This is a genomic window from Pseudoalteromonas sp. NZS100 (genome assembly GCF_015864815.1).
In the GTDB taxonomy this organism is placed as follows: Bacteria; Pseudomonadota; Gammaproteobacteria; order Enterobacterales; family Alteromonadaceae; genus Pseudoalteromonas; species Pseudoalteromonas distincta.
Map to the genome: position 1 here is coordinate 175,804 of NZ_JADYWM010000006.1, position 12,141 is coordinate 187,944.

12 protein-coding genes are annotated in these 12,141 nt (G+C 38.7%); 9 read left to right on the top strand and 3 right to left on the bottom strand.

Annotated features, from left to right (window positions below):
* Positions 1-2: 2 nt before the first annotated feature.
* The 9 genes from I6E69_RS08535 (at position 3) to ttcA (ending at position 7,984) form a co-directional block, all read left to right on the top strand.
* The gene (locus I6E69_RS08535) at positions 3-188 is read left to right on the top strand and encodes a CcoQ/FixQ family Cbb3-type cytochrome c oxidase assembly chaperone (RefSeq protein ID WP_024597380.1); all 186 of its coding nucleotides are present in this window, start codon (positions 3-5) and stop codon (positions 186-188) included.
* Positions 185-1,219 (top strand): cytochrome-c oxidase, cbb3-type subunit III, encoded by a 1,035-nt coding sequence (ccoP, locus tag I6E69_RS08540; protein ID WP_197121046.1) that lies wholly within the window; start codon positions 185-187, stop codon positions 1,217-1,219. The genes I6E69_RS08535 and ccoP overlap by 4 nt, the downstream gene beginning before the upstream one ends.
* Before the next feature lie 149 nt (positions 1,220-1,368).
* The gene (locus I6E69_RS08545; protein WP_002963075.1) at positions 1,369-1,860 is read left to right on the top strand and encodes a FixH family protein; all 492 of its coding nucleotides are present in this window, start codon (positions 1,369-1,371) and stop codon (positions 1,858-1,860) included.
* A gap of 8 nt (positions 1,861-1,868) precedes the next feature.
* Positions 1,869-4,244, top strand: a complete 2,376-nt coding sequence (locus I6E69_RS08550) for a heavy metal translocating P-type ATPase (protein WP_197121047.1) — start codon at positions 1,869-1,871, stop codon at positions 4,242-4,244.
* Entirely contained in the window at positions 4,241-4,408 is a 168-nt protein-coding gene (gene ccoS, locus I6E69_RS08555) for a cbb3-type cytochrome oxidase assembly protein CcoS (protein ID WP_002963071.1), read from the top strand. The genes I6E69_RS08550 and ccoS overlap by 4 nt, the downstream gene beginning before the upstream one ends.
* On the top strand, positions 4,401-5,072 hold the full coding sequence (locus tag I6E69_RS08560) for a sulfite exporter TauE/SafE family protein (RefSeq protein ID WP_039490095.1): 672 nt from the start codon (positions 4,401-4,403) through the stop codon (positions 5,070-5,072). Before ccoS ends, I6E69_RS08560 begins: the two co-directional genes overlap by 8 nt.
* Before the next feature lie 70 nt (positions 5,073-5,142).
* Positions 5,143-5,880 carry an FNR family transcription factor gene (locus tag I6E69_RS08565; protein WP_002963069.1) on the top strand — a complete coding sequence of 246 codons (738 nt, stop codon included), beginning with the start codon at positions 5,143-5,145 and terminating at the stop codon, positions 5,878-5,880.
* Between the two features lie 103 nt (positions 5,881-5,983).
* Complete coding sequence (gene uspE, locus I6E69_RS08570) at positions 5,984-6,916, top strand: universal stress protein UspE (RefSeq protein WP_197121048.1); 933 nt, start codon at positions 5,984-5,986, stop codon at positions 6,914-6,916.
* 153 nt (positions 6,917-7,069) lie between these two features.
* Positions 7,070-7,984, top strand: coding sequence for a tRNA 2-thiocytidine(32) synthetase TtcA (ttcA, locus tag I6E69_RS08575; protein ID WP_002963067.1), 915 nt, complete (start codon positions 7,070-7,072; stop codon positions 7,982-7,984).
* Positions 7,985-8,066: 82 nt separating this feature from the next.
* Here ttcA and I6E69_RS08580 read toward each other — a convergent pair whose 3' ends face one another.
* The 3 genes from I6E69_RS08580 to I6E69_RS08590 form a co-directional block, all read right to left on the bottom strand.
* Positions 8,067-9,128: a hypothetical protein gene (locus I6E69_RS08580; protein WP_197121049.1), complete on the bottom strand. Its 1,062-nt coding sequence runs from the start codon at positions 9,126-9,128 to the stop codon at positions 8,067-8,069.
* A 216-nt stretch (positions 9,129-9,344) separates the two neighbouring features.
* Positions 9,345-10,415: a hypothetical protein gene (locus I6E69_RS08585; RefSeq protein WP_197121050.1), complete on the bottom strand. Its 1,071-nt coding sequence runs from the start codon at positions 10,413-10,415 to the stop codon at positions 9,345-9,347.
* 285 nt (positions 10,416-10,700) lie between these two features.
* Positions 10,701-12,026 carry a PAS domain-containing methyl-accepting chemotaxis protein gene (locus tag I6E69_RS08590; RefSeq protein ID WP_197121051.1) on the bottom strand — a complete coding sequence of 442 codons (1,326 nt, stop codon included), beginning with the start codon at positions 12,024-12,026 and terminating at the stop codon, positions 10,701-10,703.
* Positions 12,027-12,141 lie beyond the last annotated feature (115 nt).

The following is a 12,141-nucleotide window of genomic DNA, read 5'->3' on the forward strand; positions in this document are numbered from 1 at the left end:
TTATGGATTACGGAACATACAGAGGCATTTTGACTCTGGTAATTTTAGTATTGTTTATTGTGATTGTTGTATGGGCATACAGCAAGCGTAGCAAAAATCGTTTTGATAGCGCTGCTAATGCCATTTTTGAAGATGAAAAAAAACATAACAACACACTCTCTAACGAGGAAAAGGAGTCTGAAAAATGACTAGCTTTTGGAGTATTTGGGTTATTGTATTAACCCTTGCATGCTTATGCATCATCTTTGGCCTATTAGTTTGGAACTTAAAAAACTATGCTGGCGTAAAAGAAGGTGAAAGCTGTGGACATGAATTTGACGGCATTGAAGAGCTAAATAATCCACTACCAAAATGGTGGACTTACATGTTTTTCGCAACTTTTATTTGGTCAGTATATTACCTTGCAGCTTTCCCAGGTTTAGGTAACTGGGAAGGTTTAGGTAAATGGACTAGCTCTAACCAAGGTATTACGTCTTTAGCTGAATCTAAAAAAGCAGTTGCAGAGGCCAAAGCAGAAGGTCGTTTTGTTAAACTTGATAAAGAGTATGAAGCTGCAGAAGAACGCTTTGGTCCTATTTTTAATCGACTTGCACAAGTGCCGGTTTTAGATTTAGTTAATTCTAAATTTGAAGGTGACGCAGCGCAGCAAGTTGCTCTTGAAAATGGTGACAAACATGAACAAACAGATGGTCAATTAGCCATCGAAATTGGTCAGCGTTTATTCTCACAAAACTGTGCGCAATGTCACGGCTCTGATGCACGTGGTGGAACCGGCTTCCCTAACCTAACTGATAAAGATTGGTTATATGGCGGTACACCAGACAAAATTAGAGAAACACTGCTTAATGGTCGTATAGCTGCAATGCCAGCTTGGGGCGATGCTCTTGGTGAGCAAGGCGTTAAAGAAATGACTGCACATGTGCTGAGCCTTTCTGGTCGTACTGTTAACCAAAAAGATGCTGCCGCAGGTAAAGCTAAGTTTGCTATGTGTGCTGCATGTCACGGTGCTGACGGTAAAGGGTCGGTTGCACATAACCTACCATTTGGCGCGCCTAACCTGACTGACAACATTTGGTTATACGGTGGTTCTCAACGTGCTGTTGAAGAAACGCTTAACCACGGCCGTGCTGGTGTAATGCCTGCTTGGAAAGACATTTTAGGTGAAGATAAGATTCACTTATTAACAGCCTACGTTTACAGTTTATCGCAAGATAAATAAGCACGCGGTTAATAAAATGTTTATAAATTAATTTATTTAATTCAATAGATTAATCCAGATCAAAAAAGCCTCCAGTCGGAGGCTTTTTTTTAGTCTTTTACGTATAATTCCTATAAAATAACGCTTCCTAAACTAATTTTAGAGACACTATGCAACCTACTCCGTGGTATAAAAATTTTTGGCCTTGGTTTTTAATCTTTTTTCCGTTAGTTGCCATTATTGGCTGTATTAGCTTATTTATTACGGCAATAGGTAACGGCCCAGATATGGTTGTTGACGACTACTACAAAAAAGGCAAAGCAATAAACTTAGAACTGACTAAGTTTGAAAAAGCAAAAGCACTTTACTTACATGGCGAATTAAATGTAACCAACGAGCGTGTAAGCTTTAAGTTTACAAAAGGTGACAGTAGCAACGTACATGTTTTAAAACTTTCGTTTTACCACCGTACTATTAAAGCGCATGACTTTGAGGCCACACTTACACCTAATGCCAATCAAGAATTTACTGCATTACTTGATAAGTATACGCCAGGTGCATATTCTGTATTTATTGAGCCAATTGATGGCAGCTGGAAACTAAAAGAAAACATTGTTCTACCGACGGCTGAAACCGTTTTAGTTACTCCTAACTATAAGTAATCATTACTATGTCTCACTCTTGCTTTCATTGCCTTGAAAGTGTGCCAAACGGATTTAGCGCAAACGTTATAATTGACGATATTGCCCAGCCAATGTGTTGCATTGGCTGCCAAGCAGTTGCGCAAAATATTGTTGATCAAGGTATGACTGATTATTATAAATACCGAACTGTTCGCGCAGGCAAGGTTGAGCAACTGGTACCTGAGCAACTCGCATTTATAAAAAGTTATGACAACGAAGACATTCAAGACGAATTTATAGCCACTAACGATAATATCTCAGAGGTATTGTTGAGTGTTGAAGGTATAACCTGCGCAGCGTGTGCATGGCTTATCGAAAAACAACTCTTAAACTTAAATACTGTAAAACGGGTTGATGTAAATACATCCACCAACCGCGCGATGATCCAATGGGACAAAACCACCACCCCATTGAGTGAAATTATTACCGCACTTGCCAAAATTGGTTATAAAGCCTACCCATTTCAATCCGATATTGAAGCACAACAAAAACAGCAAACTGCAAAATCTTATATTCGCCGCTTAGGTGTTGCAGGTTTAATGACAATGCAAGTAATGATGTTTGCGTTTGCCATGTACTTTGGCATGTTTTCAGGCATGGATAGCAATTTTGAACAGTACTTTAGATGGATAAGTTTAATACTTGCATCTCCGGTTGTTTTATACAGCGCACTGCCCTTTTTAACCAATGCTATAAATGGCTTAAAAGCAAAACAGCTCAATATGGATTTACCCGTATCGCTGGCTATTTTTGGTGCGTTTGGTGCAAGTTGTTACGCCACATTTATGCAAGTAGGCGAGGTCTATTTTGAATCTGTATGTATGTTTACTTTTTTGCTGTTACTGGGCAAATACCTTGAATTTAGAGCGCGTTTAAAAGCGAGCGAATTTACTGCCAACTTACAAAAATTATTGCCATTAACAGCCCGCACCATTAACGACAGTGGTGAAGAACTTATAATTGCAGCCAAAAAACTAAAACTTAATGACGTAGTACTTATTAAAGCGGGTGAAACAATCCCTGCCGACGGCGAGCTTATTAAGGGTAAAACTACGGTTGATGAATCAATGATGACGGGCGAACACCAACCCGTTACAAAATTTATCGGCCACAATGTCTACGCCGGTTGCGTTAACCACGACGGCGTTATTGAAATAAAAATCAATAAAATTGGCCAAAATACCCTTTTAAATCAAATTATCCGCTTGCAACACAACGCATTAACTAAACGCCCTAAACTGGTTGAAATTACAGATAAAGTTGCGCAATGGTTTATAGCGTGCCTGCTTATATTTGCTTCACTTACAGCTATTGGCTGGTACCAAATTGACCCTGAACACGCATTTTGGATCACCATTTCGGTTTTAGTTGCTACCTGCCCATGTGCCTTGAGTTTAGCCATACCAACCGCACTTACATGCGCGGTTGCAACCTTGACCCGTAAAGGCGTATTAATAAAACAAGCGCATGTGCTCGAAACACTCTCACAAATTACGTTATTTGCCTTTGATAAAACAGGCACACTCACCCAAGGTAAATTTAGCCTTGATGAAGTAGATATACTCGATAAGCAATACACAAAAGCGCAAGTGCTAGATATAGCAGCTATGTTAGAGCGTTATTCTGAGCACCCTATCGCCAGCGCATTTGATGAAATTACTCCTGCTCACCACAATCTTAATAACGTTGAAGTGCATCCAGGTCTGGGAATTAGCGCACAAGATGCAAACAATCATTATGCAATTGGTAAAAGTGGTTGGTTTAATAGCAAAAAATCAAATGCACAAGCAAGCTTGTATATAAATAAGCAGGTTGTTGCTCGTTTTTACTTTATTGATAAAGTGAAAAGCGATGCTAATAAACTTATAGACTCACTTCAATCGCAAAATTTAACGTGTCATATGTTAACCGGTGACGCATCAGATGCTGGGCAAAAAGTAGCTAAACAACTCAACCTTGAAAGTGTGCAATCTGGATGTTCGCCACAAGATAAACAAACAGCCGTTGAACAATGGGCGTCACAGAACGAAGTTGTAGCAATGGTCGGCGATGGCGTAAACGACAGCCCTGTATTTGCCAGCGCGCATTTATCCATTGCAATGGAAACCGGTGCTGACATATCAAAAAATAGCGCCGATGTAGTGCTTCTTAATAGCGATTTAGCTTCAATTGATCATTTACTCAATGTGGCAAAACAAACCAGACGTATTATTAAGCAAAACCTTGCGCTGTCTTTATTGTATAATGCGTCCATATTACCATTGGCAGCGCTGGGCTTAGTCGCTCCGTGGATGGCTGTTATTGGCATGTCTGCCAGCTCAATTATTGTGATTAGTAATTCACTAAGGCTATTAAAGTTATGAGCATAATTTACATTTTGATCCCCATTGCCATTTTGTTTGTCATTATTGCTATAGGCGTTTTCTTTTGGGCCGTAAAAAGTGAGCAGTTTTCGGATTTAAATAAGCAAGGTCATAGTATTTTGTTTGAAGATGACAAAGAGCAACATAACAAAAGTAATGATTGATCCTCTTTACACCAGCGCATTTTTAATGGGGCTAATAGGTAGCGGTCATTGCATTGCCATGTGCGGCGGTATTGCAAGCTCATTACAACTTGCAAGTGATAAACGCAAAACATTTACCTATTCATTTGCCTATAATACCGGGCGTGCACTGAGCTACATGGCAGCAGGTGCACTTGTTGCTGGTATTAGCAGCCAATTTGCTAGGCAAAACACATCTTTTTCTTTAGCACTTTCATTCATTGCAGCTATTTTTATGCTCCTAGTCGGCGTGTATATAATGCGCTTGGGTCCTACGTTGCAATGGTTAGAAAAAATTGGTAAAACCTTAGTGTGGCAACACATTGTTAAGCTAAATAAATACTTAATGCCTATTAACTCCCCTTTTAAAGCTCTAGGTTACGGTGCTTTGTGGGGATGGCTTCCATGCGGACTTGTATACTCAGCACTTACATGGGCGATGACTAGCCCAAGTGCCTTAGACGGTGCTTTAGTGATGCTTTGTTTTGCTTTGGGTACTTTCCCCGCAATGATCACGTTAGGCGTTACCGCACAAAAACTAAATAGTATTATTAACCACCCTTGGACCCGAATTGTATTGGGCAGTGTTATAATCTGGTATGGTATCTACTTATTGATAATTGCAACTGACAAGCTGATACAATAACCTATTCGCAGTATTAACCTTTTATGGTTATTTTGCAGTCGTGTGTATAAAAATTTAAACGGATTAAATTATGGATTTCTCTCAAAGTCGCGCTAAAGGTAATTGTGCTATTAGCTGTAATAACTGCAGTATTAGTCAATTGTGCTTGCCATTTTCTCTCAATGGCCAAGAAATGGATAAGCTAGACGAAATTATTGAGCGAAAAAAACCACTCCATAAAGGCGATTATCTATTTGAATCAGGCGCGCCTTTACAGGCTATTTATGCTGTACGCTCTGGCTCATTTAAATCGTACACATTATCAGAGCAAGGTGATGAGCAAATAACCGGGTTTCATTTAGCGGGTGACTTAGTAGGCTTTGACGCGATAAGCAAAATGGCGCACCAGAGTTTTTCACAAGCACTTGAAACGTCAATGGTGTGCGAAATACCATTCGATACCCTTGACGAACTTGCTGGTAAATTACCAAAACTTCGTCAACAAATTATGCGTTTAATGAGCAGCGAAATTACATACGATCAAGAAATGCTGTTATTACTCAATAAAAAATCAGCAGAAGAACGCTTAGCTAGTTTTATTTATAACTTATCAGAGCGTTTTGGTGAACGTGGTTTTTCACGCAAAGAATTTAGATTTACCATGACTCGCGGTGAAATAGGTAACTACTTAGGCCTTACCGTAGAGACCATTAGCCGTTTATTAAGCCGTTTTCAAAAAGCCGACTTAATTAAAGTAGAAGGTAAATTTATTACTATTTTAGATAATGATGCCTTAGCTAAAACGGCAGCAATCGTTAAGCCTCGCTAAATTAAATAGTTTGATTTAGAACAACAATTTATATGCTACCCCTTTAACTGTTTTATATTTGCGTTACACTAATTGTACACCCGTTAGGCAAATGGAGTAGCATATGAACACTATTAAACGCATTATTGCGGTTATTGACCCTACCAAAGACGATCAACACGGTTTATCACGTTCAATAGACTTAGCCAAAAAATCTGGCGCAAGTATTACCGCCTTCATGACGGTTTACGACTTCTCTTATGAAATGACAACGATGCTATCTGGCGATGAACGCGAAGCAATGCGTGATGCCGTACTAAAAGATCGCCAGCTATGGCTTAACGATATGATTTCACCTTACAAAGATATAAATATTGACACCCAAGTGGTTTGGCATAACCGTCCTTATGAAGCCATAATCGATACTGTAATTGATCAAAAGTACGATTTAGTAATTAAAGGCACACATCAACATGGTGCACTTAAATCCGTTATTTTCACCCCTACCGACTGGCATTTAGTACGAAAATGCCCTGCCCCGGTGTTGTTTGTTAAAGAAATGGCATGGCCAGCAAACGGAAATATTTTAGCTGCTGTGAATGCGGTTAGTGAAAACGAAGAACATGTAGCACTTAATAAACGGGTAATTAAAGACGCACAATTTTTATGTGAACTTGCCAACGCAAAGCTTAATTTAGTTAATGCTTATCCTGCAACGCCCATAAATATAGCAATCGAAATTCCTGAGTTTAACCCTGGACTTTATAACGAATCAGTTAAAAAACACCACATTGAATCAACGAATGCACTTGCTGCTGAGTTTAATTTAAGCCAAGAGCAATGTTTTATTGAAGAAGGCCTACCAGAGGATGTAATCCCTGATGTAGCTAAGCGGTTAAATAGTGAATTAGTAGTTATTGGTACCGTTGGGCGTACAGGTTTAAGTGCCGCTTTAGTAGGTAATACAGCAGAGCATGTAATTGATAGCCTTGACTGCGATGTACTGGCACTCAAGCCCGATGGTTACGTAAGCCCGTTGGCAAAGAAACTAGATTAATTAAAAATTTAGCTAGTAACAAACTGGATGTTACTTGCTAAAAATACCGTGTTTAATTACATCCTAAACTCGCATATTCAGGTGGTTTGGGTATAATACGCCCCTTTATTTTTAGCAAATAACTTTGCTGTATTGTTTTACTAGGGGGCGTAATTGTCACACTCAGATCAAGCTAAAGCTCAATTTAACTTAAATAAGCTACAAAAGCGTTTACGTCGCCAAACTGGTCAAGCCGTTATGGACTTCAATATGATTGAAGAAGGTGACCGTATAATGGTGTGTTTATCAGGTGGCAAAGACAGCTACACAATGCTTGAAATGCTTCAACATTTAAAACGTGTAGCACCTATAAAGTTTGATCTCGTTGTTGTAAACCTAGATCAAAAACAACCAGGTTTTCCTGAGCACGTTTTACCTCAGTATCTTGATAAATTAAATGTTGAATACAAAATTGTAGAAGAAGATACCTACAGCATTGTTACTGATATTATTCCTGAAGGTAAAACAACCTGTTCACTTTGCTCACGACTGCGCCGTGGTATTTTATACCGCACAGCAAATGAGTTAGGCGCAACTAAAATAGCCCTTGGCCACCATCGTGACGACATGATTGAAACGTTGTTTTTAAATATGTTTTACGGTGGAAAACTAAAAAGTATGCCGGCTAAATTAATGAGTGATAACGGCGAGCATATGGTTATTCGCCCACTGGCATACTGTAAAGAAAGCGATATAAGCCAATACGCATTTGCGCAAGGTTATCCAATTATTCCGTGTAACCTATGTGGTTCGCAAGAAAACCTACAGCGTAAACATACAAAAGCAATGCTCGCTAAATGGGATGCTGAGCATCCAGGTCGTATTGAGAGTATTTTTACAGCAATGCAAAACGTCGTGCCTTCACACTTAGCTGATGCTGATTTGTTTGATTTTAAAAACTTACAAACAGGTGAAGTCATTGATGGTGGCGATATAGCTCTTGATAAGCCAGACATTCCTAAAGTGCCTGTTACTAATGAGCTTGATGAACAAGAAGCGCCAAGTGTAGTTACTATAAACCTAAGCTAACATATCTAAGCTAACAAATTTAAGGGGGTTGTATTTATGTACAACCCCCTTAAATTTACCAATTCAGCATTGCGTTGTCTTTTTAACTCTCAGCTAGGCCTTGTAAAAACTCCAAACTTAACTTTTCTTGTGCATTAGTCTGATACGGCAACTGCTGTAAACTGTCGTACGAGAAATCGTTTATATCAAAATGGCTTATTTCACTATTCCCAAAGCTGTTACGCTCACCTGGGCTTGGCGACATTCTTTCTATTACAAAGTCACTTAAGCGCATATCGGTAACGCCCTTAGGTAATACTGACCAATGAGCTTTTAAGTCTACGGTTTGACTCCCTTGTGTTAAGCGTTCCTTAGATACCAAATGGGCAAGTGGTGTATCACCACTATATAAATTCGCCCTAACACGATACAAACCACTTTTTATCACCGTTAAATTAGCTGGCATAACCATGTTTTCATTTTGAGCATAAGCAATTTCAAAACCTGTTAAAGTAGCACTTGGCGGCATATATTGAATTTGCGCAACTACAGGTACTTTTTTACCCTCAACATCGCCCTGCACATACACCTGCAAACTACGAGGGTAATCTTCATCTTCTTTAAATGTAATAATTGCCTCACCTTCACGCGCATTGCCCGTATGGGTATTTAATACTTCCTTTGTATCAGTATTTGCAAGTTCAACGACCACTTTACCAAGCCCTTGAGCGCTTACCTTTATTGTTATTTCTTCTGGATATACAAAACGATATTGTTTGAGACTTACCGTTAAAGCATCGCCGCTTTCACCTATGGGGCTCGACACAGGATAAAATTGATTTGGCTTTAATCGATCTTCATCTAAAGGACTTAAAGGTTGGGAATAAGGAGGAAACTTAAGTGCACTTTCGTATTGCATCACCACTTGCTGCGCTGCTTTTGTTAGGTCTTCATTAAACGCAATTTGCTTCTTTGATTGTGGTTTTTTAGCTTTAGGCACATCTATAGGGATCACTTTTACAGGCGATAAGTCAGCTGCGTTCGCGCTGTGTTTAACCTGTGGTTTTATTGGCTCAGCAACTTTATGAGCATCATTTTTACCAGTAAACCATAGCGAGAATAAAATAGTGCTAATAATTAAAGCAACGACATAAAATTTTTTCATTTTTATATTTCAATCTTTTATAAGGCGTATAGTTTTTAATACCAACCTGCTTATATATGGGGTCTATTTAACGTTAAGAAAATTACGCTAGAACTAGGCAAAAATTTTTGTATCTAGTTGTTCTAAATAAAAATTTTTAACGACGTTATAGTGGAATTTAATTCGTTAAATTGATCAAAGATTTATGCAGATTGGTATAACTACACGCCTTCTATGTTATGGAATCACATTATAAATAAGTGCTGATGCGCTTAAATTATTTGAATCCTTAATATAACGATATTGTTTTTTCCAAAACCAACTACCTGTAGTTTTATCAAACGTATTAAACCCTAGGTTATTACCTTCAACATTTACGTTATTCATGGCTATTGTGACATTACCTTTACGCTGCGCGTTATGTATTTCGTTATGGCTATAACTGTCACTCATCATCATTGGATAATGATTTGGCATAAAGCTACTGACAGCGTCACCTTGCGATTTTAAATGGCCATCTGTATCAATACTGCTGCTACAACTTCCAAACGAGCCAGCCGAACTTGCACCACATGAAGAGTGCGATGCTACAACCGAATCATCATTACCTTTTAAAAACCCACCTGTTAAACCTAAATAGGCATTACCATCTGCCACAAAGCGTAACCTAGGTGTACGTGCATCAGGAAATGGCGATATTTTACGGGCATTATTTACTTTTAAATCGTGTAATACACCAACAGCTTCGGTTACATCGCTCCCTAGCCACCATTTGAGTGCTGCATCGACCGCAAAGTTCCATGATGCGCCAGTTAAAGCACTAACTGCTACATCAGCCAGCTCACTTCCACCGCCCGCGCCTGCTAAATCAAACGTCGCAACAATATTAAGCGGCTGTAAGCCTGTGTTTTCTAACCAGTTTTCTTGGTTATCAATAATATGGCGTGCAACTAAGTCGCCTGTTGAATGTGTTACAAATACACAGCCATCACTGCATAAATTAGAGCGTGAAATTTGCTTTAACTTTGGCCACACCCAATCGGTAGCAATTTTATCTTCAATACGTTCATAAGCAGGCCAATCAATTCGCTCATCCGCACGATTATTCCAGTACGATTGCCAATATGTTTCACCGTCATTAATTACATCACTACCCGACTTATTGGTTATTTGCGAAGTTTGTAACCCGTGAATTAATATAATTTTGTAGTCTTTACTCGCAGCAGAAAAGCTCATTAGCATAGCAAGACCAGCACCAATTAGGTGACTTGGTTTAATTAATGTGTGTGTGCGCTTAGTGTTGTTCATACAATTCCTTAATGTTGTGTACGTAATATTTTATTATCATTTAAGGTATTCATACTAGGGCTTGTCAGCCTTGGCGTTCACCAGTATTAGGAACAAAGAACAAAAATGCAACAATTTATTATCATTTATAGGAATGAAAAAACTTATTACTTGTTATTTAATGGGTTAATAAAGAATAGTTGTTAAATTTAAAATTATCAGGGGTGTTTCGAGAGTAATATTGAGGGGGTTAGGTTGAGCGGGTACCGGTAAAGGTGCCCGCTTTAGAATAAGAACGTAACTAATCTAGCCGTTAGCTTTGAGTTCACTGGTAAATTGCCCAATCGCATTAACAACTTCTTGTGCGCCTTGCTGAATTTCCTGCATCACATCACCCGACTCTTTAGATAGTGCTAAACCTTGCTCTGCTTTTTCTTTACCTTTTTCTATTACAGCCACCGTATTTTGGGTTTGTGATTGATTACGCTGTACTACTTCTACTATTTCTTCTGTTGCTTTTGATGTACGAGATGCAAGCAATCGAACCTCGTCTGCAACAACAGCAAAGCCTCGACCTTGCTCGCCAGCTCTAGCCGCTTCAATTGCGGCATTTAGTGCTAATAAATTGGTTTGCTCTGCAATACTACTAATACTTTGTACAATACTCGATATTTGTTGCGACTGCTGATCAAGCGCTGAAATTTCACTAGCAGCTTGCTCCATGTTAATAGCCAGCTCGGTCATTACTGCAACCGTATCTTGTATAACGCTCGCGCCTTGCTCTGCTTTTTTATCAGTTTGGGTTGAGGTGCTATAAGCTATTTCGGCAGCCTGAGATATCGCAATTTCTTGATTTACTTGCTCTGTAATAACTGTTGCAAACTTCATTACTTTATAAAGCTCATTCGCATCATTTGAGATTGGGTTATATGACGCTTCTAACCATACAACATTGCCGTATTTATCAACACGCTTAAAGCGCTCCGCTATAAACTGTCCTTCTCTTAATTTAGCCCAAAACTGTTGATACTCTTGGGAATTATACTCTGAAGCTTCACAAAATGTGCGATGGTGTTTTCCTATTAATTCACTTTCTTGATAACCCATTGCTGATAAGAACTGCTCATTTGCTTTTAAAACATGTCCTTCTAAATCAAATTCAATTACCGCCATAGAGCGATATATTGCTTTAATAGTGTCGCTTTGCTCGCGAGAAGCTGTAATTGTTTTTGTAAGTACACTCCCGAATATAGAAAAATAGAGCAGCTGGTCTTGCTCACCTTTTACTGGGTGTACTATTAAACGTAACCATTCAGCTTTACCATCACCGCGCGCAATTTGTAATGCACCTCCCCAATGTCCTTCTTTTTTTATAGCTTGCTGTAGGCTTTTAAATTCTGAAGATTGACGAGACGACTCAGTAATAAAATCATCAAAAGAGTTATTAGTAAGATCGTCTTCGTTGTAGCCTAAGTTTTCTAAAAACCTATCATTAGCGTGCGAAATTCTACCATCATAAAGAATGTTTAGTACTAACATCTCTCGGTAAAGCCCTTCCCACACTTGTCGTAACGGATAGAGTTCTGCTTTTAAAGAGGCTATTTCATTTTGCTTATTTTTAGAAAAAAACATTAATATCCTTACTAACACATTCAATATAAAATTAATTTTAGTATAGAAGACATTTATAATAACGCGATAAATAACAAGCAGTTTGAAGCTAAATTATTAATCAAAAATACAAAAT

Coding starts and splice junctions, on each gene's coding strand:
- I6E69_RS08535 (WP_024597380.1), top strand. CDS start 3: ATGGATTACGGAACATACAGAGGCATTTTGACTCTGGTAATTTTAGTA.
- ccoP (WP_197121046.1), top strand. CDS start 185: ATGACTAGCTTTTGGAGTATTTGGGTTATTGTATTAACCCTTGCATGC.
- I6E69_RS08545 (WP_002963075.1), top strand. CDS start 1,369: ATGCAACCTACTCCGTGGTATAAAAATTTTTGGCCTTGGTTTTTAATC.
- I6E69_RS08550 (WP_197121047.1), top strand. CDS start 1,869: ATGTCTCACTCTTGCTTTCATTGCCTTGAAAGTGTGCCAAACGGATTT.
- ccoS (WP_002963071.1), top strand. CDS start 4,241: ATGAGCATAATTTACATTTTGATCCCCATTGCCATTTTGTTTGTCATT.
- I6E69_RS08560 (WP_039490095.1), top strand. CDS start 4,401: ATGATTGATCCTCTTTACACCAGCGCATTTTTAATGGGGCTAATAGGT.
- I6E69_RS08565 (WP_002963069.1), top strand. CDS start 5,143: ATGGATTTCTCTCAAAGTCGCGCTAAAGGTAATTGTGCTATTAGCTGT.
- uspE (WP_197121048.1), top strand. CDS start 5,984: ATGAACACTATTAAACGCATTATTGCGGTTATTGACCCTACCAAAGAC.
- I6E69_RS08580 (WP_197121049.1), bottom strand. CDS start 9,128: ATGAAAAAATTTTATGTCGTTGCTTTAATTATTAGCACTATTTTATTC.
- I6E69_RS08585 (WP_197121050.1), bottom strand. CDS start 10,415: ATGAACAACACTAAGCGCACACACACATTAATTAAACCAAGTCACCTA.
- I6E69_RS08590 (WP_197121051.1), bottom strand. CDS start 12,026: ATGTTTTTTTCTAAAAATAAGCAAAATGAAATAGCCTCTTTAAAAGCA.